Annotated in this window: 17 protein-coding genes and 1 pseudogene; 7 read left to right on the top strand and 11 right to left on the bottom strand. The window is 73.7% G+C overall.

Going from position 1 to position 17,528, the window contains the following annotated elements; genetic code table 11:
- The first annotated feature begins 55 nt into the window (after positions 1 to 55).
- Positions 56 to 796, top strand: a complete 741-nt coding sequence (locus RB614_RS39590; RefSeq protein ID WP_308717862.1) for a class I SAM-dependent methyltransferase — start codon at positions 56 to 58, stop codon at positions 794 to 796.
- On the opposite strand, the gene RB614_RS39585 is transcribed toward RB614_RS39590, so the two are convergent.
- Positions 793 to 1,536 carry an N-acetyltransferase gene (locus RB614_RS39585; RefSeq protein ID WP_308717861.1) on the bottom strand — a complete coding sequence of 248 codons (744 nt, stop codon included), beginning with the start codon at positions 1,534 to 1,536 and terminating at the stop codon, positions 793 to 795. The genes RB614_RS39590 and RB614_RS39585 overlap by 4 nt on opposite strands.
- A gap of 145 nt (positions 1,537 to 1,681) precedes the next feature.
- Here RB614_RS39585 and RB614_RS39580 point away from each other — a divergent pair, with 145 nt between their 5' ends.
- The gene (locus RB614_RS39580) at positions 1,682 to 4,729 is read left to right on the top strand and encodes an EAL domain-containing protein (protein WP_308717860.1); all 3,048 of its coding nucleotides are present in this window, start codon (positions 1,682 to 1,684) and stop codon (positions 4,727 to 4,729) included.
- The gene (locus RB614_RS39575) at positions 4,729 to 6,000 is read left to right on the top strand and encodes an aminotransferase class I/II-fold pyridoxal phosphate-dependent enzyme (RefSeq protein ID WP_308717859.1); all 1,272 of its coding nucleotides are present in this window, start codon (positions 4,729 to 4,731) and stop codon (positions 5,998 to 6,000) included. The genes RB614_RS39580 and RB614_RS39575 overlap by 1 nt, the downstream gene beginning before the upstream one ends.
- 196 nt (positions 6,001 to 6,196) lie before the next feature.
- On the opposite strand, the gene RB614_RS39570 is transcribed toward RB614_RS39575, so the two are convergent.
- Positions 6,197 to 7,069, bottom strand: coding sequence for a hypothetical protein (locus RB614_RS39570; RefSeq protein ID WP_308717858.1), 873 nt, complete (start codon positions 7,067 to 7,069; stop codon positions 6,197 to 6,199).
- Between the two features lie 397 nt (positions 7,070 to 7,466).
- Positions 7,467 to 7,931 (bottom strand): annotated as a pseudogene (locus RB614_RS39565) (SigE family RNA polymerase sigma factor); the annotation flags it as partial.
- Between the two features lie 357 nt (positions 7,932 to 8,288).
- On the opposite strand from RB614_RS39565, the gene RB614_RS39560 reads away from it, so the two are divergent.
- The 3 genes from RB614_RS39560 (at position 8,289) to RB614_RS39550 (ending at position 9,983) form a co-directional block, all read left to right on the top strand.
- On the top strand, positions 8,289 to 9,053 hold the full coding sequence (locus RB614_RS39560) for a hypothetical protein (protein WP_308717857.1): 765 nt from the start codon (positions 8,289 to 8,291) through the stop codon (positions 9,051 to 9,053).
- 415 nt (positions 9,054 to 9,468) lie between these two features.
- A complete protein-coding gene (locus tag RB614_RS39555; protein WP_308717856.1) occupies positions 9,469 to 9,594 on the top strand; it encodes a hypothetical protein in 126 nt (41 codons plus the stop codon).
- Positions 9,595 to 9,695: 101 nt separating this feature from the next.
- Positions 9,696 to 9,983 carry a hypothetical protein gene (locus RB614_RS39550; RefSeq protein WP_308717855.1) on the top strand — a complete coding sequence of 96 codons (288 nt, stop codon included), beginning with the start codon at positions 9,696 to 9,698 and terminating at the stop codon, positions 9,981 to 9,983.
- Between the two features lie 140 nt (positions 9,984 to 10,123).
- Here RB614_RS39550 and RB614_RS39545 read toward each other — a convergent pair whose 3' ends face one another.
- The 3 genes from RB614_RS39545 to RB614_RS39535 all read right to left on the bottom strand — a co-directional run bounded on the left by RB614_RS39545 (position 10,124) and on the right by RB614_RS39535 (position 12,912).
- Complete coding sequence (locus RB614_RS39545; protein WP_308717854.1) at positions 10,124 to 11,605, bottom strand: FAD-dependent monooxygenase; 1,482 nt, start codon at positions 11,603 to 11,605, stop codon at positions 10,124 to 10,126.
- A 256-nt stretch (positions 11,606 to 11,861) separates the two neighbouring features.
- On the bottom strand, positions 11,862 to 12,125 hold the full coding sequence (locus RB614_RS39540) for an amphi-Trp domain-containing protein (RefSeq protein WP_308717853.1): 264 nt from the start codon (positions 12,123 to 12,125) through the stop codon (positions 11,862 to 11,864).
- A 157-nt stretch (positions 12,126 to 12,282) separates the two neighbouring features.
- Complete coding sequence (locus RB614_RS39535) at positions 12,283 to 12,912, bottom strand: DsbA family oxidoreductase (RefSeq protein WP_308717852.1); 630 nt, start codon at positions 12,910 to 12,912, stop codon at positions 12,283 to 12,285.
- Positions 12,913 to 13,141: 229 nt separating this feature from the next.
- Between RB614_RS39535 and RB614_RS39530 the strand changes: the two genes are divergently transcribed.
- Complete coding sequence (locus RB614_RS39530; RefSeq protein ID WP_308717851.1) at positions 13,142 to 13,789, top strand: TetR/AcrR family transcriptional regulator; 648 nt, start codon at positions 13,142 to 13,144, stop codon at positions 13,787 to 13,789.
- A 172-nt stretch (positions 13,790 to 13,961) separates the two neighbouring features.
- Here the strand turns inward: RB614_RS39530 and RB614_RS39525 are convergent, their stop codons facing one another.
- The 5 genes from RB614_RS39525 to RB614_RS39505 all read right to left on the bottom strand — a co-directional run bounded on the left by RB614_RS39525 (position 13,962) and on the right by RB614_RS39505 (position 17,403).
- On the bottom strand, positions 13,962 to 14,480 hold the full coding sequence (locus RB614_RS39525; RefSeq protein ID WP_308717850.1) for a GMC family oxidoreductase: 519 nt from the start codon (positions 14,478 to 14,480) through the stop codon (positions 13,962 to 13,964).
- A 210-nt stretch (positions 14,481 to 14,690) separates the two neighbouring features.
- Positions 14,691 to 15,158, bottom strand: coding sequence for a cation:proton antiporter regulatory subunit (locus RB614_RS39520; RefSeq protein WP_308717849.1), 468 nt, complete (start codon positions 15,156 to 15,158; stop codon positions 14,691 to 14,693).
- 22 nt (positions 15,159 to 15,180) lie between these two features.
- Positions 15,181 to 16,473 (bottom strand): ArsB/NhaD family transporter, encoded by a 1,293-nt coding sequence (locus tag RB614_RS39515; protein ID WP_308717848.1) that lies wholly within the window; start codon positions 16,471 to 16,473, stop codon positions 15,181 to 15,183.
- A 243-nt stretch (positions 16,474 to 16,716) separates the two neighbouring features.
- The gene (locus RB614_RS39510) at positions 16,717 to 17,040 is read right to left on the bottom strand and encodes a hypothetical protein (RefSeq protein WP_308717847.1); all 324 of its coding nucleotides are present in this window, start codon (positions 17,038 to 17,040) and stop codon (positions 16,717 to 16,719) included.
- Positions 17,041 to 17,154: 114 nt separating this feature from the next.
- Complete coding sequence (locus tag RB614_RS39505) at positions 17,155 to 17,403, bottom strand: DUF2637 domain-containing protein (RefSeq protein WP_308717846.1); 249 nt, start codon at positions 17,401 to 17,403, stop codon at positions 17,155 to 17,157.
- Positions 17,404 to 17,528: the final 125 nt, after the last annotated feature.

The raw sequence follows: 17,528 nt of genomic DNA, 5'->3' as shown, positions 1-17,528 counted from the left end.
GATGGCGCGGCCTTCGCGGTGTGTCCATCACAACACAGGCCCTAAGATCCACACCATGCTGCGCAACCAGGACGCCGACTGGGACGCGTGGCCGGTGGAGGACTACCTCGCGGAGAACTACCGCCGGCTGCACCGCGCCGACGAGGCGGTCATCGACCACCACAGCGCCGTCTACGCGCGCATCGCGCCCGACTCGCTCGACCGCACCGTCGAATGTGGGGCCGGTCCCAACTTGTACCCGCTCGCCCTGGCCGCCGCCGCGAGCCGGCTCGTGCACGCGGTCGAGCCGAGCGCGGCCTCCGTCGGCTACCTGCGCCGCCAGCTCCGGGACGGCCCGGACCCGAGCTGGGACCCGTTCTACGCGCGGTGCCGGCTGCGCAATCCGGCGCTGCCGCCGTCGCTGGTCCAGGCCCTTTCCCGGGTACGCGTGACCCGCGCCGACGCGTTCGCGCTGCCGCCCGGGCGGTACGCGCTCGCCTCGATGAACTTCGTCGCCGAGAGCGTCACCGAGGACCGGGCGGAGTTCGCCGCGTTCTGCCGGGCGTTCGTCCACACGGTCCGGCCGGGTGGGCACCTGGTCGCCTCGTTCATGGAAAACATGGGACGGTACTCAATTTCCGGCGGCCGGGAGTGGCCGGGCGTGCCGGTGGACGCCGAACGGGTCGGCGAGGTGTTCGCGCCGTACACGGTGGATCTGGACGTGCGCCGCATCGACGCGGACCCGGACCTGCCCGACTGGGGGTACACGGGAATGGTCCTGCTCTCCGCCCGCAGGGCGCCCGAAGGCCAGCCCTAGCGGAGCACGTGCCGGACCCAGACGTTCGGCTCGACGTAGACGGCGCTGTCGTGCTCGGGGTCGCAGTGGACCGGCACGAGCGCCTCGGGGACCCGCACCGGACCCGGCGCGTCGAACGGCAGGCCGGTCCACTCCCGCCAGTCGGCGAGCGGGGCGGCCAGCGTCATCGAGGTCGGCGCGACGCCGACGATCTCGCCACCGGCGCGGGCGTGCGTGCGCAGCCACGGGTCGGCGGGGAGCCCGTCCGGGCGGGTGCGGGCGGCGTACGAGGCGAGGGAGACCTCAGGTTCCGCGTGTTTGTGGGTGGGGCGCACCGGGATGAGCAGGGTGCCGAAGCCGTGGCGGGCGGCGTTGGCCCGCATCGCGTCGACCATCACCCGCGACACGCCGCGCCCCTGCCACTCGGCCGCGACCGTGACCTCCACCCCGACGACCAGGTGGCCCACCCGGCCCTCCAGGAGGTCGCCGGCGGCCGTCATGATCGCCGCGTCGTGCCCGTCGGGGGGTAGGCTGCCCGGCCGCCACGAGACCGGGAAGCTGTACGCCTTGGCGACCGGCCGGTCCGGCGCCGACCGGTCGACCGCGACCAGGCAGAAGCCGGGGTGCCGGGGTGCGACGGAAGTGTAGAAGAGGGTCGAAAGCGGGTGGTGGTGCAGGAAGCGCGGCCAGGTGCCAAGGAGATCGTCAAGAAGGGGAGCGAGATCCGGACGTTCGGCGACGCTCGTTACCTGAAGGTCCACACGCCGCCCCCGAACGCTGCTTGAACAGATCATCTGGGGGTTAGCCTACGGATATTGGCCTCGAAGCGGGCCAGCGGTAAGGCCTGCCAGCGGGAACGCCCCGGTGGCCGGGTCGCCGGGTCGTAGCGCGCGCGGGGAGGTGATCATGTCCAGCCGCCGGACCATCGCCGCCTTCAGCGCGGTGATGATCGTGCTGACGGCCGTGTACTACGCGCGGCCCGGCTGGCACATGGCCGTCTGGACCGCGATCGGCACGGCCAGCGCGGTCGCGATCGCGGTCGGCGTGGCCCGCAACCGCCCGCGGCGGAAGCTGCCCTGGCTGCTGCTCTCGGTCGGGATCTTCGCGTTCGCGATGGGCGACACCACGTACCTCTTCCTCACCGACGTCCTCGGCCAGGAGCAGCCGTTCCCGTCCCTGGCCGACGTCATCTACCTGGGGTTGTTCTTCCCGCTGGCCACGGCCGGCATGATCGGCCTGGCCCGCACGAGCGCCGCCGGGCGGGACCGGGCCAGCCTGCTGGACGCGCTCGCGCTCACCGTCGGGTTCGGGCTGCTGGCCTGGCTGTTCCTCATCGACCCGTACGTGCACGCCGACGACCTCACCTGGGTGCAGAAGGCGATCTCCATCGCGTACCCCCTCTTCGACGTCCTGGTCCTGGCCGTCCTGGCCCGGTTCGTGATCTCGATGCGGCTGACCGCGTCGGTCATGCTGATGGCGATCGGCGGCCTCGGCCTGCTCGTCGCGGACGTCCTGTACGGCTTCTCCCGGCTCGGCATCGGCGCGTCGTGGCTGATGGGCGGCCCGATCGACCTCGGCTGGATCGTCTTCTACGCGGCCTGGGGGCTCGCCGCGCTGCACCCGTCGATGGTCGCGCTCACCGACCCGCGGGTGCCGGCCCGGTCCGGCCTGACCGTGCGGCGGGTCGTGCTGCTGGCGCTCTCCACCCTCGTCGCCCCGGCCGTCATGATCGTCCAGGCGGTCCGCGACGACGGCCGGTACGTCGGGGTCAGCGCCCTGGTCGCGGCCGTCATGTTCCTGCTGGTGCTGGCCCGCCTGTACGGGGCGGTCAGCGGCTACCGCGGCGTCGTCTCCCGGGAGCGGGCGCTGCGGACCGCGGGCGCCGCGCTGGTCTCGGCCAGCGACGTGGCCGAGGTGACCGCGGCGGTACAGGCCGCGGTGCGCCGCCTGCTGCCGGCCGGCCTCGCGCACCGGGTGGTGCTCGCGCTCGACGAGCTCGAGCCGGGCACCGGGACCGTCACGGCCGGGTCCGCCATCCAGTTCGTGTACACGGCGTCGCTCGGCCCGGACCTGGCCCGCCGGCTCGGCCACATCGAGGTCGCCGCGAAGTGCCCCCTGCTGGTTACCCACCGGGCGGCCGGCGACCCCTACGTCGGCACCCTTCTCGTCGCCGCCGACGAGGCCACGCTCGCCGCGCTGCGCGAGGCCATCGAGGTGCTGGCCTCGCAGGCCGCGCTCGCCCTCGACCGCATCGGGCTCTCCTGGGAGATCACCCGGCGGCGCAGCCAGGAGTACTTCCGGACGCTCGTGCAGAACAACTCCGACGTCATCCTCATCCTGGACGCCGGCGACCGCATCCGGTACGCGAGCCCCTCCGCGGTCGCCATGTTCGGCATCGACCCGCTGCCCGGTACGCCCCTGCTCGACCTGCTCGACCCGGCGTCCCGGCTGGTCGCCCGGCGGATGCTCAACGTGCTGCGCACCGGGGAGCGCGGCATGACCCAGGACGACTGGGTGGCGCTCGGCCCGGACGACACCCGGGTGCAGGTGGAGCCCTCCGGCCGCGACCTGCGCGCCGAGCCGACGGTGGCCGGGCTGGTCCTCACGCTGCGCGACGTGACCGAGCGGCGGCGGCTGGAACGGGAGCTGGAGCACCGCGCGTTCCACGACTCGCTCACCGGCCTGGCCAACCGGGTGCTCTTCCACGACCGGCTCCAACACGCCCTGGGCCGGGCCGCCCGCAACGGGACGATGGTCGGCGTCCTCTTCATCGACCTCGACGACTTCAAGGTGATCAACGACACGATGGGGCACGCCTGCGGCGACGAGCTGCTCGTCGCGGCCAGCCAGCGGCTCACCGCCGAACTGGCCGCCGGCGACACCGCCGCGCGGCTGGGTGGCGACGAGTTCGCCGCGCTGGTCGAGGATGCCCACGACCCGGAGGAGGTGGAGCTCGTGGCCCAGCGCGTGGTCGCGGCGTTCGGCAAGCCGTACCTGATCGGCGACAGCGTGGTGAACGGACCGGCGAGCATCGGCATCGCCACCACGGCCGAGGCGATCGACGGCGACGACCTGCTGCGCCAGGCCGACCTCGCGCTGTACGTCGCGAAGGGGGCCGGCAAGGGGCAGTGGCGGCGGTACCAGTCCGCCCTGCACAACCAGGTGCTCGACCGACTCGAGCTCCGCGCGGAGCTGGACCAGGCGATCGCGGAACGGTCGTTCGTGCTGCAGTACCAGCCGATCGTCGACCTGCGCACCGGCGCCGCCTCCGGCCTGGAGGCGCTGGTGCGGTGGCAGCACCCGACCCGCGGGCTGCTCGGTCCGGACCGCTTCATCGACGTGGCCGAGGAGAGCGGGCTGATCGTGCCGATCGGCGACTGGGTGATCGAGCAGGCGCTCACCGACGCGGTCGCCTGGGGCGGCAGCGGGCCGCACGAAGACGGGCCGTACGTCAGCATCAACGTCTCCGCCCGCCAGTTCAGCGACCCCGGCTTCGTCGACCGGGCGCTGCGGCGGCTGGCCGCGGCCGGGCTCCCCGCCGACCGGCTCGTCCTGGAGATCACCGAGACGCTGCTGCTGCGCGACGACGAACGGGTCCGGCACGACCTGGCCCGGCTGCGCCAGGCCGGCATCCGGGTGGCGATCGACGACTTCGGCACCGGCTACTCGTCACTCAGCTACCTGCGCAAGGTACCCGCGGACATCCTCAAGATAGAGAAGTCGTTCATCGACGCCGTCTCCACACAGCCGCAGCAGCGGGCCTTGGTCGAGGGGATCCTGCGGCTCGCGCACACCCTCGGGCTGACCGTGGTCGCCGAGGGGATCGAGGAGGAGGCGGACCGCTCGACGCTGATCGCCGCCGGCTGCCGGTACGGCCAGGGCTTCCTCTTCCATCGCCCGATGGACCATCCAGACGTGCTCACCTGGCTCGCGGATGTGCAGGTGGCGGCCTGATGGGGACCTCGACCTACGTGGCGCGCTGGTCGGACCTGGAGCGGCTGCTCGCCACCAACCCGATGATGGACGCCGTCATCGACGAGGTGCGTGGCCGTGAGATCCGGGTCGGCGACCACTGGCTCGTCGACTTCGCCTCCTGCAACTACCTCGGCTTCGACCTCGACCCGGAGATCCAGGCGGCGATCGCGCCGGCTGTGGAAAAGTGGGGCACCCACCCGAGCTGGTCCCGCATGCTGGGCAGCCCGGCCCTCTATCCACAGATCGAGGAACGCCTCGCCGACCTGCTCGGCGCGCCGGACGCGCTCGTCCTGCCCACCGTCACGCTCATCCACATGGCGGTCGTGCCGGTCCTCGCCGGCACGGGCACGGTCATCTACGAGCACAACGCCCACCGCACGATCTACGACGCCTGCCAGTACGCCCGCGGGCTCGGCGCCACCACACACCGCTTCCGGGGCGGCGACGTCACCGAGCTGGAGCGGCTGCTGCGCGCCGCCCCGACCGGCGCCCCGCGGCTGGTCTGCGTCGACGGGGTCAACAGCATGACCGGCAACCCGCCGGACCTCGGCGCGTACGCCCGGCTCTGCCGCGAGTACGGCGCACTGCTCTATGTGGACGACGCGCACGGCTTCGGCCTGGTCGGCGAGAGGCGCCCGGACGAGACCTCCCCGTACGGCGCGCGCGGCAACGCGGTCGTCCGGTGGCGGGGCGAGAGCTACGACAACATCGTGCTCGTCGGCGGCTTCTCCAAGGCGTACTCGTCGCTGCTCGCGTTCATCGCGGTGCCCACCGAGGTCAAGCAGCACCTCAAGGTGGCCGCCCCGCCGTACCTCTACAGTGGACCATCACCGACCGCGTCGCTCGCCACGGTCCTGGCCGGCTTCGACGTGAACGACGCGCGCGGCGACCGGCTGCGCGGCCGGCTGTACGGGCTCACCGCCCGGGTGCTGGACCGGGTGCGGGCACTGGGCGTCGCCACGCCGAACACCAGCGGCACGCCCATCGTCGAGCTGCCGCTGGCCGCCGGGCGGGACCTGTCCGCGGTGGCGTCCGAGCTGTGGCGGCGGGGGATCTACGTGACGCTGGCCGCGTACCCGCTGGTGTCCCGCGCCGACGTGGGGCTGCGCGTGCAGCTGACCGCCGCGCACACCGACGCCGACATCGACCGGCTCCTGGACGCGCTGGACGTACTGGCCGCACGCGGCGACCTGCGCGCGGCGGCCGGCCCGGCCACACCCCGGCAGCCCGGTCCGGGCCCGGAGTCCTGACCGGTCCGCGGGCGCTGCTCCGGGCTCGGCTCTGGGCCCGGGGTGCTTCGGATCTGGCGGTGCTCCGGGCCCTGGTGGTGCTCCGGGCCTGGCGACGTTCCGGACCTGGTGGTGCTCCTGGCGTGCTTCGACCGTGGCTCTGGGCTCGCGTGCTTCGGGCGTGGCGTGCCCGCGCTCGGCGCGCCTGATCCGCGGGTCAGTCCAACCAGGACCGGATCCGGTCGACCGCCTTGCCGGTGAACCCGTCCACCACCGCCGGCTCGGCCGACCAACCCGCCTCCCAGCCGGTCTCGTAGAGGATCGTCACCACGTCGCCGATCCGCACCACCGAGACCAGCCGCACGTCCTGCCCCCCGGTCGACCGGCCCTCCACGTCCAGCGTGGGATACCGCACCTCGAACGCCAGCGACTCGTCCCCGCGCTCCGTGGCGGATACCAGGCGGTGGCGGCGGTCGCCGTCGGTCGGGCAGTCCGCGACCGCGGCCCGCAGCTCGTCGAGGAACCGGCTCGCGCGGCCCGCCTCGTATACGCTGATGGTCTGCCGGAACGTCCCGTCGGGCACGTAGCCCTCCCGGTTCGGCGCGTTCCAGTAGGTGACCCGGCGGCTGCGCCGCAGGTCCACGTCCCGATCGCTGGCGAACCTCGCGTCGCAGAGCGCGGGCACGATCTCCTCGCTCGGCGTGTCCACCACCGGCTCCCGGCCGTTGGTGTCGGCCACCTGCAGGAACGCGCTGTTCGGGATGCTCTTCGGCGCCGCCGGGCGGGACGGTGTGGTCGGCGGCGGCGCCGGCGCGCTCGTCCGCGGCGTGGGTGACGCGGACGGCGCCGGGGGCGTCCACGACGGCGTCGCCGCCGGGGGCAGCGGAGCCGGCGACGACCCGCCCGCCCGAAACACCCACTGGGTACCGACGACAGCACCGCCCACCGCGACCGCCGCCGCGACCGTCACGGCCGTGACCCTGACCCGGGTACGCCGGTCGGCGCGCGCCCGCAGCGCGGAGGGCCCCGCCAGCCGCACCGTGTCGGCCCGCTGCGACAGCGCGCGGAACGCCCGGTCGAGCTCACTCATCGTCGTTCCCCTCCCAGACGCCGCCCTGGCCCGGCTTGGCCGGTGCCACGGCTCGCTTCCCCGTCGTGGCTCGCTTCCCCGTCGCGGCCTGGTCGGGCGGCTGTCGCTTCGATGCGGCCTGTTGTGGCGGTGTGGCCGGGCTGGTGCGCCCAGCTTTTGCACTGGCGTGGCCGGTCGGGCCGGCCTGCCTGGGCGGGCTCCCCTGGCTGGTCGGGTTCGGTGGGCTGGCCTGGCTGGTGGTCGGGCTGGTGTGGTTCGGTGGGCTGGCCTGGCTGGTGGTCGGGCTGGTGTGGTTCGGTGGGCTGGCCTGGCTGGTGGTCGGGCTGGTGCGGTTCGTCGGGCTGGCCTGGTGCGTCATGCGGCTGGTCCGGCTCGTCGCCGGCGCTGGCGGGGTTTCGAGCGCCTCGGCCAGGCCGGCACGCCCGCGGGACAGCCAGGACGTGACGGTGCCGACCGGCGCGCCGGTCTCGTCCGCGATCTGCGCGACCGGCAGGTCGAACAGGTAGTGCAGCGCCAGCGCCTGCCGCTGCGGGACCGGCAGCCGGCGCAGCGCGGCGACCACGACGACGGTGTCCTCGCCGGGTGGATGGACGTTCTCGGGTGGCCCCGAGCGGTGCAGGACCGCGCGCCAGCGGGCCAGTCGCCGCCAGCGGTCCGTGGCCAGCCGGGCGACGACCAGCCGTACCCAGGCCTCCGGGTGTGGATGGGCGGCGACCGTCCGCCACCGCTGCCACGCCCGCGTGTACGCCTCCTGCACCACGTCCTGCGCCTCGGTCAGGTCGCCCACGAGGGCGTACCCGTACCGCATCAGCCGCGCGGACGTGCCGCGGTAGAACTCGTCGAAGCTGTCGGCGTCCCGCATCCACTGCCCTCGTCTCGCCCCGTACCGCCGCCCTGGCCGTGCGCTCGCTTTCCACAACCGCCCCCGCCGTGCCGCTGTCCACATGCGCACGCCTCCTTGCCGCGCGGTTGAGACGTAGACGAACGGCGCACCCACCATGTTGCGGCCGGGGTCAACTTTTTCGCCCGCCGGAACGCGCCCGCCGGAACGTGCCCGCCGGAACGCGCCGCCGGGACTCGCCGCCGGGACTCGCCTGCCGGATCCAGCCCGCCGGAACCAGCGCGGCGGGACGCCGTGGTGCCGGGGTCGCTTCCGGCGCGGCCTCCCGACCTGGCCACCACCGCGCCGTTCTGCTGATATCCTCCCAAATGGGGCATCATGGGGGATTGGTTCAGGCGTACCGTCATCGACACCGGACGGCTGCCGCTGTTCTGCTTCTTCGCCGCGATGGTGGTCGGCTTCCTGTTCATCCGCTTCTCCACCCGGATGATCCGGGCCGGCGTGCGGTGGTGGCCGGGCAACGTCACGCCGGGCGGGCTGCACATCCACCACTCGGTGTTCGGGATCGGGTTCATGCTGCTCGGCGGGATCGTCGGCTTCGCGCTCTCCCCGGAACTGGCCGCCTGGCGGGCGATCGCGGCCGCGGTCTTCGGGGTGGGCGCCGCACTGGTGCTGGACGAGTTCGCGATGATCCTGCGCCTGGAGGACGTGTACTGGTCGCAGGAGGGCCGCGAGTCGGTCACCGCCGTGTTCGTCGCGTGCGCGGTGACCGGGCTGCTCGTCCTCGGCATACTCCCGGAAAACCTCATCGACCTCATCCACGCCGACGACCAGGGTGGCATCGCCGGGTGGGCGGCCGGCATCGCGCTGGCCGCGCTCAACCTCAGCCTGGCCACCGTGACCGTCCTCAAGGGAAAGCTGTGGACCGGCCTCATCGGACTGTTCTTCCCGATCCTGCTCTACGTCGGCGCGGTCCGGCTGGCCCGGCCGAGGGCCCCGTGGGCACGCTGGTTCTACCACCGGCCGGGTGACCGCTGGGCCCGCCGGCTGGAACGCGCGCAGCGGCGGGAGAAACGCTTCCACGAGCCGGTGGCGCGGCTGGGTGACCGGCTCAGCTCGCTCATCGCCGGCCGCCCGTCCTGACCCGCGCGCCGGCCGGGCCCCTCAGCGATTTTGAGCGCCCGGCCCGCGCGGTGGGACAGCAGGGCCCGGCGCAGACCACTTGGCGGCTGAGCGGCGCCCGGCCCGCGCGGCGGACCAGCAAGACCGGCCGCAGAGCGCCCAGCGGGTGAGCGGTGCCGCCGCGGACCGCTCAGCGGCACCCGGCGCGGACCCCCTCAGCGGGACAGCGGCACCCGGCGCCCCGCACCACGCGGTGGCTGATCCGCTGTCCACCCGGACCAGCGTGTCCTCGTACGTCACGCTGCCGGCCGTCCCGTCGGCCATCACGCCGAGGCCCTTCGAGAGCGCCCGCACCTCGCCGCGCCCCGCGAGCACCTCGCCGCCGCCCTCGCCGGGTTCGCCTCGCCAGCAGGGGTGAGCACGATGTGGTGACGTGGTGGGCGACCGGGTTGCCGGCACCGAGCGCCGGCGCCGCCTCGCGCAGGGCGTCGAGGCCGCGGACCACGCCGAGGTCGCCGTGCCGGTTGGTCGGGTCGGTGATGGCGACGCGGTCCGCCCCTGACAGGTGGGGGAGTCCGGGCCCGAGTTCGCGATGGACGAGGTCGCGCGTCGGGCCGGGTCGGCAATGCCACGCTCTACCGGCACTTTCCGACCCGAGGTGACGTGCTCGTCGCGGTGTACGCCGAGGACGTCGACGCGCTCTGCCGGCGCGGCGCGGCCCTGCTGATCGGCGACTCGGCGACCGCCCCGGTGGACGCGCTCTTCGCGTGGCTGGACGACTTCGTCGAGCACGTGGCGAGCAAACGGGCGCTGGCCCTCGCCTCCGGCGCGGCCCTGAGTGGCACGGACGCCGCCCACGCCCGCCACCTGCTGGCGCTCGCCCGCCGCGGCCTGGAGTCGCGCGAGCGTCGGACTCGCCGTGATGGTGCCGGCACCGGTCGCGGACCTTGACCGGCCGTGCGGTCCGCAGGAAGGGCTTCCCCAACCGCGGCGCGAGGCGGCCGCGGGCCGCGGACACCCGCCGGGTCTGGCGTACGGCGGAGCCGGGAGTACGCGGGCCTCGCCCAGGCAGGGGTGCCGGGGCCGCGGGATCAGCCGGCGAACCACCGTCCGATGTAGGCATTCAAGCCGTCGACCCCCTCCGGCCCGGAGCGGTAGCCGATGTGCCCGTCCGGCCGCACGAGCAGGATCGCCTTTCCCGGGCGGCGGTGCACCGTCAGGCGTTGCGCGGTCCCGTGCTCCGGCGCGGGGGCGTCCGACGGCCAGAGCAACTGCCAGCCGGGCATGGCGGTGCCGGGCGGCTCGGGCAGCCGGTCGCCGGCTCGCGGGCCACGGCGGGGCGCGCCCGGTCCCTCCGTCGAGAGTGGACTGTGGCGGTACCGGATGTCCAGTTGGGACGTGGCACGGAGCACAGTGGACCGGGCACGGCGCAGCCGGGACGCCAGCGGCAGCAACAGCGGCACGACACGGGTCCGGGCGAAGCGTACCGGCGCGCTGGTCGAGGTCGCGGCGGTGAACGCGCGGTCGGACAGGCGCATCACCCACCGCCCGACCGGCGCGCGCTCCGCCTCGTACGTGTCCAGCAGCTCGGCCGGCCCGCCCCGGAGCACGGCCGCCAGCTTCCAGGCCAGGTTGGTGGCGTCCTGGATGCCGGTGTTCATGCCCTGCGCGCCGGCCGGGCTGTGGATGTGCGCGGCGTCGCCGGCGAGGAAGAGCCGCCCGGAGCGGTACGCGGTGGCGGCGCGCAGGTGCAGCCGGAAGGTCGTCATCCACACCGGGTCGCGCAGCCGCACCGTGCCACCGGTGTAGCCGTCGGTGAGCGCCTGCAACGCGTCGAGGCCGGGTGTGTCCGAAGTGGATCGTGGCAGCATCACCAGGAGGCGCCAGGTGGCCGGCCGTTCGAGGGGGAAGAAGAACAGCGGCCCGCCCGCCGACAGGTAGGCGTGCGCCGTGCCCCGCTCCAGGCCGTCCGCCTCCAGGTCGGCCAGCGCGAACACCTGCGGGTACGTGCTCCCGGCGAACTCGATCCCGGCGTGCCGCCGCACCGTGCTCTGCGCGCCGTCGCAGCCGACCACGTACCGCGCGTGCGCCGTCTCCACCCGCCCGTCGGGGCCGCGCAGCGCGCACTCCACGCCGTCCGGCGCCTGGGTGAGGTCGGTGAGGGTCACCTGGCGCCGCACCTCGACGCCGACCGCGGCGAGGTGCTCGGCGAGGATCCGCTCGGTCTGCGCCTGGGAGAGGACGAGCAGGTACGGGTATGCGGTGTCGAACATGGCGAGGTCGAACATCGGCACGGTCGTCACCCGCCCGCCCGCGTGCACCTGGAGCCGCGCCATCCGGTTGCCGGCCGAGACGAGCCGCTGACTGACCGAGCGGTCAGGACCCGGGCCGGCGCCGTCGCGGAGGCCGGCGAGCACCTCGAGCGTGCGTGGCTGGATCGCCAGGGCCCGTGACTCGTGTGCCCGGTCGGCGGCCCGGTCGACGATCATGACGGAGACGTCGAAGGCGGCGAGGTGGGCCGCCAGCGCCAGGCCGGTCGGCCCGGCGCCGACCACGAGCACGTCGGCGCTCACCCGTCCAGGGTACCGGGGCCGGGTCCGGCGCGGCCCCGGAAATGCGAGCCCGCCCGAGATCCCGCCACGCGCGCCGGTCCGAAACGGTGTCGAGCATCTCGACCAGCGGCCGGCGCCCGGAACGGGGCGCCCGGCACCGAGCTCTCACAGCCATGGGGAAGGCGGGGGGGGGGCGGCCCCCCCCCCGCCCCCCCCCCCGCCTGGCGCCGCGGGGGGGCCCCCCCCCCCCCCCCCCCCCCCCGACTCCGAAAGCTCTTTAGACGTCCGACTCCTCGTCGCCGTCCTCGTCCTCGTCGTCCTCGTCGAGGGACCACTTGAGCTGAAACTCGATCTCCTCTTCGTCCTCGCCCCGCTCGTGCTCGATCGAGAACTGGGCGCGGGCGGGAACGCGGATCCGCTCGCCGGCGATCTGGATCCGGAACGGCGTCTCCGACTCCAGCGCGTCCGCGAGGCGCCGCAGCTTCGCGACGACCTCGGGGGTGGAGTAGATGCGTTCGACGTCTCGCGTCGTGTCGGTCACGTGACCTCCGATATCGGGGCGGCCCCCGTGTGGGCGCGCCTGCGCGGGACATTCAACCAGCCCTCTGCGCGGCGGCCGCCGCCGGACGGCCCGCGGCGAGCGCCACCGTCCACAGTGCTTGGCGACAGGTAGAGGCCGGCGCGGTACGCGCCGGCCTCTAGGACGCGGCCTTCTCCAGCGTGGCCAGGAAGACCTCGATCGGCTGCGCGCCGGAGATGCCGTACGTGCGGTCGAAGACGAAGAACGGCACACCGTTGGCGCCGAGCGCGCGGGCCTGGCGGATGTCGTCGCGGACCTCGTCGGCGTACGCGTCGCTGTCGAGCACCTTGCGCACCTCGTCGGCCGGCAGCCCCGCCCCGGTGCCGATCCGCACCAGCGTCTCGGTGTCGTCGACCGCCTCGCCCTCGACCAGCGCGGCCTGGAAGAGCCGCTCGTGGATCCCGTCGGCCAGGTCGCGCGAGGCGGCGAAGTGGGTCAGCCGGTGCGCGTCGAACGTGTTGGCGGTCAGCGACCGGTCGAGGTGGTAGGTCAGGCCCTCCTCGGCCGCGAGCCCGGTGACCCGGTCCTGCATCGCCTTCGCCTGCGCGGGCGGCACACCGTACTTGCCGGAGATCATGTCGGTCGTCGGCTGGTTCTCGCCGCGCGGCTGGGACGGGTCGAGCTGGAAGCTGCGCCAGGTGACCTCGACGTCGCCGGCGTGGTCGAACCGGGCCAGCGCGTTCTGCAGGCGCCGCTTCCCGATGTAGCACCACGGGCAGACGACGTCGGACCAGACCTCGATCTTCACGGGCTTCTCCTCGCTACCAGCAGGTGCCGTCGGCGGCGCACACCTCGGCGCCGTCCGCCTCTACCATGACGAGGGCGACCGGCGCCTCCTCGTCCTCCGGAGCCTCCACGGTCTCCAGTTCGGGGTCCTCCACGACGCCGCTCCCCGGTATCTTGACGCATGCCTCAACTTACGTCTCGAACCGTAGCACTAAACTTGGGGCCACCGTCAACTTAGGTGGGGAGGGGACATGGCGAAGGCGACGCTGCGGGCGGACGCGCGCCGCAACCTCGACAAGCTCCGCGACGCCGCCCTCGGGGTGTTCCGGGAGAAAGGGCTGCACGCGCCCCTCGACGAGATCGCCCGGCGGGCCGGGGTGAGCTCCGGCACGCTGTACAACCGGTTCGGCAGCCGCGAGGCCCTGATCGACGCGGTCGCGCCCGAACTCGCCGCCGACAGCCTCCGCGCGGTGGCCCGGCGGGCGATCGCCGAGCGCGACCCGTGGGAGGGGTTCGCGAGCTACGTGATGGGCGTCTGCGAGCTCCAGGCCAGCTGCCCCGCGCTCAACGACGTGATCTCCCGGCGCTACGCCTCCGAGCAGCTCACCGCCATCTGCCGGGCGACCGAGGAGCGCGAGCGCTACATCATCGAGCGCGCCCAGCGCGAGGGCCTGCTCCGCGCCGACTTCACCCGCGAAGACCTGTTCTTCGTCTTCTGGTCCACGGCCACGCTCGTGCGCCACACCTCGGGCGCCGCGCCGGAGGGGTGGCGCCGCGCCGTCGGCTTCCTCCTCGACGGGCTGCGCGCCGAGGCGGCGCACCCGCTGCCGGCCGAGCCGCTCACCCCCGACCAGGTGGAGGAAGTGATGTTTCGGCTCGGCGAGGGCGGGCCGCTGTAACGCTCCAATCAGGACATTCGAGCTACCGCGGCGTCGGCGGTGGTCCGGACCGTCGCGCGGGCTCCCGGGGAAACGTGAAGCGTTTCGGGTGCGTTCCCGCGGCCGGAGTCGACCCGTGTGTCCACCGTGGACCCGGCGCGGCGTCGCTGGGCCGGTGGCCGGTCGGGGCACCTCAGCCGGCCGCGATCGCCTCCGCCGCGCGTACCGCGAGGGCCATGCTGGTGAGCGTCGTGTTGCAGGCGATGCCCGCCGGGATCACGCCACCGCCGCCGAGGTACAGGTTGTCCAGACCCCACACCTTCGAGCACGGGTCGACCACGCTCTCCCGCGCGTGCGCGCCCATCCGCGTGGTACCGGTGATGTGCAGCGCGAAACCGGCCTCCAGGAACGCGGGCTCCGCCCCGGGCAGGAACTTGCCGAGCGCCGTCGCCGCCTTCGCCATGTCGGTCACCATGTCGTCGGCGCGGGCCCGGTCGGCGATGCTCGGTCCGAAGTGGAACGCCGGCTGCGGCAGGCCGTACGGGTCGGTGACCCGCTCGGAGAACGTCACCGCGTTGTCCCGCCGCACGTCGCACGTGCTGAACCACACCAGGTCGGTGACCGTGCGCCGGTCGACGCCGTCGGGTACGGCCGCGTAGCCGAAGACGCCGCTAGCCATCCGCTCCGCGGGCCGCATCCGGTAATCGGCCACACGTCGAATCCGTTCACCCGGTGTGGTGGAGGCTCGATGGAATTGTCTTCTTTACCTGGACATATCGCAGGCGGGTCTGATTCATCCACCGACGTCGTTCTCAATTTCTTGAATGGTGCCAGTTTCACCGCACCGAACGGGTGCGGAGTCGGGCCGTGACGCGGCCGGCGAGCCCCGCGGCGACGAGGCGGGGCGCGCGCCGGACCCCGGTCAGTCCCGAGGTTCGAGCATCGCGGCGAGGGCGTCGACGCCCTCCGGGGTGCCGGCGACCACGAGCGTGTCGCCGCCGCGCAGCTCGGTGCGGGCGTCCGGCCAGCCGACCAGGCGGCCGTCGCGGACCAGGGCGAGTACCCGTGCGGCGCGGGCGTCCAGCCTGCCGAGCGGCCGGCCGGCGGCGGGCGAGCCGGTGACCACCGCCAGCCGGGCCAGGCACGGGCCGTCCGGCACCGGGTCGACGTGCTCCACCGTCATCGCCGGGTGGAGCAGGTCGACCAGGTGGTGCGCCTCGTCCGCGTCGAACGTCGCGGCCCGCTGCACCGCCTGCGGGTCGTCGTCCCGGTACAGCGCGAGCGTGCGCAACCCGTCGCGACGCTGGATCACGCCCACCCGCTGCCCGGCGCGGGTGGTGAAGGCGTGCAGCGTCCCGATGCCCGGAACCTCCTGCCGGTCGATCCGCATGTCGTACCTCCCCTGTGGACGGTCAGAAGTAGCGCAGCCACACGTAGCCCCACGCGACCGTCACCGTCACCAGCGTGGTGACGGCGCCGTACTTCGTGAACTGCCAGAACGAGATCGGCTCCCCGTGCTGCGCGGCGATGCCGAGCACCACCACGTTGGCGCTGGCGGCGACCGCCGTACCGTTGCCGCCCAGGTCGGCGCCGAGCGAGAACGCCCACCACAGCGCCTGCCCGGTCCGCGGGTCCGGCGCCTGGCCGACGAGCTCCTCGACGACCGGCGCCATCGTTGCCACGTACGGGATGTTGTCGAAGAACGCGCCGAGCACGGCCGAGCCGAACAGCAGGGCGGAGGCGGCCAGGAAGTAGTCGTCGCCGACCGCGCCGACCGCCCACTCGCCGAGCCGGTCGATCACGCCGGTCTCCACCAGGCCGCCCACCATCACGAACAGCCCCATGAAGAACACCAGCGTGCCCCACTCGACCTCGGCCAGGTACTCCGCCGCCCGCACGCCGGAGACGAGGACCATCAGGCCGGCGCCGAGCAGCGCGATGACCGACGGTTCGAGGTGCAGCGCGTGGTGCAGCGCGAAGCCGACCATCACCAGCGCGAGCACGGCCAGGCAGCGGGCCAGCAGCGGCTTGTCGGTGATGGCGTCGCGGCCGTCCAGGCGCATGACCGCCTCGACCCGCTCCGGCCTGTGGACGAACGCCTTGCGGAACATCACCCGCGCCATCAGCACGAAGAGCACGAAGAGCACCACCACGATCGGCGTCATGTGGACGACGAAGTCGTTGAACGACAGGCCTGCGCGAGCACCGATGATGATGTTCGGCGGGTCACCGATGAGCGTGGCGGCGCCACCGATGTTCGAGGCGAGCGCCTCCGCGATCAGGTACGGGGCGGCGGGCAGGTCGAGCTTCTGGCAGACCGCGATGGTCACCGGGGCGACCAGCATCACCGTGGTGACGTTGTCCAGGAAGGGCGACGCCACGGCGGTGATGACCATCAGGAGCACGAGCAGCCGGTACGGCCGGCCGCGCGACCGCTTGCCCGCCCAGATGCCGAGGAACTCGAAGACCCCGGTCTGCTTGATCACGCCGACGATGATCATCATGCCGAGCAGGAGGAAGACGACGCCCCAGTCGATGCCGGCGTGCTCGTTGTAGAAGACGTCGTCGCCCGGTACCAGTCGGAGCGCGACCATCAGGCCGGCCGCGCCGAGCACCACCGCCACGCGGTGCACCCGCTCGGTGGCGATGAGGAAGAACGCCACCGAGAAGATGACGACCGCCAGGATGGCGCCGACTCCGTTCATGCGCCATGCTCGCCCGGGCCGGGTGGCACCAACCATCGGTGCCGCCACCCATATCCGCGCGGCCGCGCCATGCACGGTGACGCACCCGCCGAAGATGGGTGCCAGCACGGATAGCCGGCGTCCCGCCGGATGCGATGGGCTGTAGGGGAGGCCGCGCGGTACCGGTCCCTATGACGCCGAGTCCCCTGGGATTCCCACGTCGGGTGGCGTCGGATCCTCCAACCGCGCGGCCCGCCACCCTGTTCAGGCGGGCTGGGCGGCGCCCCAGTAGTGCTCGCGCACCTTCACCGCGTCCCGCTCCGACAGCGTGTCGCCGATCAGCGGGGCGAAGTGCGGGGCGCTGTTGATGGTGTGCCGGTCGTGCGGCACGGTCAGGACGCCCTCGACCACCGCCGCGTCCTGCAGGTCGACCAGGTGAGCGCGGCGCAGCAGCCCGCCACCGATCGCGGCGGCTCCGGCCGGGGCACGCAGGTCGTCCGGGTACTGGTAGACGGCTGCGACGCGGCCGACCGGCCGGCCGTCACGGGCGTGCAGAGCGCGACCGACCAGATCGTGGGGGAAGGTCATCGACGGCTCCTCGGGGTGTGCAGGGGGCAGCGACAGCCCGACCGTCGCGCCGCGGCCCGCCGCCCGGCAATCGGTGCCGGCACCCATCTTTCCCGCGGGCATCCACAGTGGACGTCACCGGTCGTCTCCCGGGCTCCGCGGCCGGCGGGGCTCGTCGGGACGGGTATCGGCCCGACCGTCGCCGCGGCGCCGGCGCTCTCCACGCCGCGCCTCGGCCGGGGCGAGCAGGTGCGCGGCGACCGCGGCCAGGACCAGCCCGGCGGCGAGCGGCAGGCCCCGGCCGGTGGCGATCCCGGCGCCGGCGCCGGCGAGCCCGGCCGCCATGAGCAGCCAACCGGCGGCGCGGCGGAGGTGGTCGTCCATCGGTCCCAGCGTCGGCGCGACCGGGCCGCGGGACCATCCGCTCCGGCCGGCAAACCGCGCCCGCCGCCGGTATGGGTGCCGCCACGGATGGACGGCCGCCGGCTGCCCCGGGCAGGCTGGCTCTG

The organism is Phytohabitans maris (assembly GCF_031085175.1).
In the GTDB taxonomy this organism is placed as follows: domain Bacteria; phylum Actinomycetota; class Actinomycetes; order Mycobacteriales; family Micromonosporaceae; genus Phytohabitans; species Phytohabitans maris.
The sequence above is the reverse complement of the archived record's forward strand: the minus strand, read 5'-3'. Positions and strand labels throughout refer to the sequence as shown.

What these genes read in the sequence shown, in the direction of transcription:
- RB614_RS39575 (WP_308717859.1), top strand. Translation starts at nt 4,729, where the DNA reads ATGGGGACCTCGACCTACGTGGCGCGCTGGTCGGACCTGGAGCGGCTG.
- RB614_RS39530 (WP_308717851.1), top strand. Translation starts at nt 13,142, where the DNA reads ATGGCGAAGGCGACGCTGCGGGCGGACGCGCGCCGCAACCTCGACAAG.
- RB614_RS39560 (WP_308717857.1), top strand. Translation starts at nt 8,289, where the DNA reads ATGGGGGATTGGTTCAGGCGTACCGTCATCGACACCGGACGGCTGCCG.
- RB614_RS39510 (WP_308717847.1), bottom strand. Translation starts at nt 17,040, where the DNA reads ATGACCTTCCCCCACGATCTGGTCGGTCGCGCTCTGCACGCCCGTGAC.
- RB614_RS39520 (WP_308717849.1), bottom strand. Translation starts at nt 15,158, where the DNA reads ATGCGGATCGACCGGCAGGAGGTTCCGGGCATCGGGACGCTGCACGCC.
- RB614_RS39590 (WP_308717862.1), top strand. Translation starts at nt 56, where the DNA reads ATGCTGCGCAACCAGGACGCCGACTGGGACGCGTGGCCGGTGGAGGAC.
- RB614_RS39570 (WP_308717858.1), bottom strand. Translation starts at nt 7,069, where the DNA reads ATGAGTGAGCTCGACCGGGCGTTCCGCGCGCTGTCGCAGCGGGCCGAC.
- RB614_RS39515 (WP_308717848.1), bottom strand. Translation starts at nt 16,473, where the DNA reads ATGAACGGAGTCGGCGCCATCCTGGCGGTCGTCATCTTCTCGGTGGCG.
- RB614_RS39505 (WP_308717846.1), bottom strand. Translation starts at nt 17,403, where the DNA reads ATGGACGACCACCTCCGCCGCGCCGCCGGTTGGCTGCTCATGGCGGCC.
- RB614_RS39580 (WP_308717860.1), top strand. Translation starts at nt 1,682, where the DNA reads ATGTCCAGCCGCCGGACCATCGCCGCCTTCAGCGCGGTGATGATCGTG.